This is a genomic window from Serratia sp. 506_PEND, assembly GCF_001076875.1.
GTDB classification, from domain to species: domain Bacteria; phylum Pseudomonadota; class Gammaproteobacteria; order Enterobacterales; family Enterobacteriaceae; genus Serratia; species Serratia marcescens.
In genome coordinates, this window is the sequence record NZ_JVEL01000415.1 from 1 (window position 1) to 957 (window position 957).

General features: G+C 51.9%; 2 protein-coding genes. Both read right to left on the minus strand.

The features are described 5' to 3' along the window. Positions 1-229 precede the first annotated feature (229 nt). Positions 230-721, minus strand: coding sequence for a DUF5983 family protein (locus ADK28_RS15530; RefSeq protein ID WP_048796035.1), 492 nt, complete (start codon positions 719-721; stop codon positions 230-232). Beyond that, positions 718-957, minus strand: a 240-nt coding sequence (locus tag ADK28_RS15535; protein ID WP_048796036.1) for a TA system toxin CbtA family protein, incomplete at its 5' end; no start/stop codon positions are given. The genes ADK28_RS15530 and ADK28_RS15535, both read right to left, overlap by 4 nt.

Sequence of the window (957 nt, forward strand, 5' to 3'; positions counted from 1 at the left end):
TGTGAGGGTAAGTTCTGACATCATTTCTTTCCTTATATAAAGCAACGCGCCAGCCGGTGAGGACTGGCGCTTATACGTGTGTGATGAGTGGGGGCGGTGGCTAATTTGTTCTGGGGTGTTGCAGAAGCTGCAGATCGCGAACGTCCAGCAGCCAGTCAATCAGAATATTGAGGGCCGTTTCCGTGGTGAATTTAGGTATGCGAATACTTGTGAAGATTGGAGGTATGAATTACCAGTCAAAGGTGGCGAAGCCTGGCAGCACTTCACCACCGGCATCAAGATGGATGACTCTGATAGTGTAACGACGTATCAGCGCCACGAGCAGGCGGCGACAGGCTTTCGACAGGCCCCGTTTCTTAAGCTGAAGCACCGGGTACTGCCACGCATCCAGATATATCAAATATCCTGAGCCGGTATAGCTTATCCACTCGCTGTCACCAAAGTCTTCATGCTGATGCGAAAGAGCGAATAGCAGGTTGTTGTCAGCCTCGGAGATATGGGCGGTACTACACTGGATGCCGTTAAGGCGGGTGACGGGCGGGAGCGGATCTTCAACGGCCAGTTTTCCAGGCTCGTCAGCAACATGAAGCGAATAACCGTTCTGGTTCACCACATCAATCAGTTCGGCCAGTTCAATACCGTCGATATCTACGGCGATCCGGCCCATGTTGAGGGCCAGTACGTTGATGGCGTCAGCTTCAATGTTCAGGCTAACTTTCATTGCCCGGACTCCAGTGAATATTGCCCGGTAGTGATATCGGTGATGGCTCTGTAACCGCTACGTTTCATCAGCCCGGTGGCACGATGGGCGCGAAGTATATCGATACTGCTGATAAGTGGCGATTGTGTTTCTGCGCTGAAGCCACGACGGTCAGTACGCACCAGGTCATATTTCTCCACGATAAAATTCACCGCGTCACACAGTGAAATACCGGCGTCAATGTGTTCCTGGATCAC

Excerpts from the sequence above, each read along its gene's own strand:
- ADK28_RS15530 (WP_048796035.1), bottom strand. The coding sequence starts at position 721 with ATGAAAGTTAGCCTGAACATTGAAGCTGACGCCATCAACGTACTGGCC.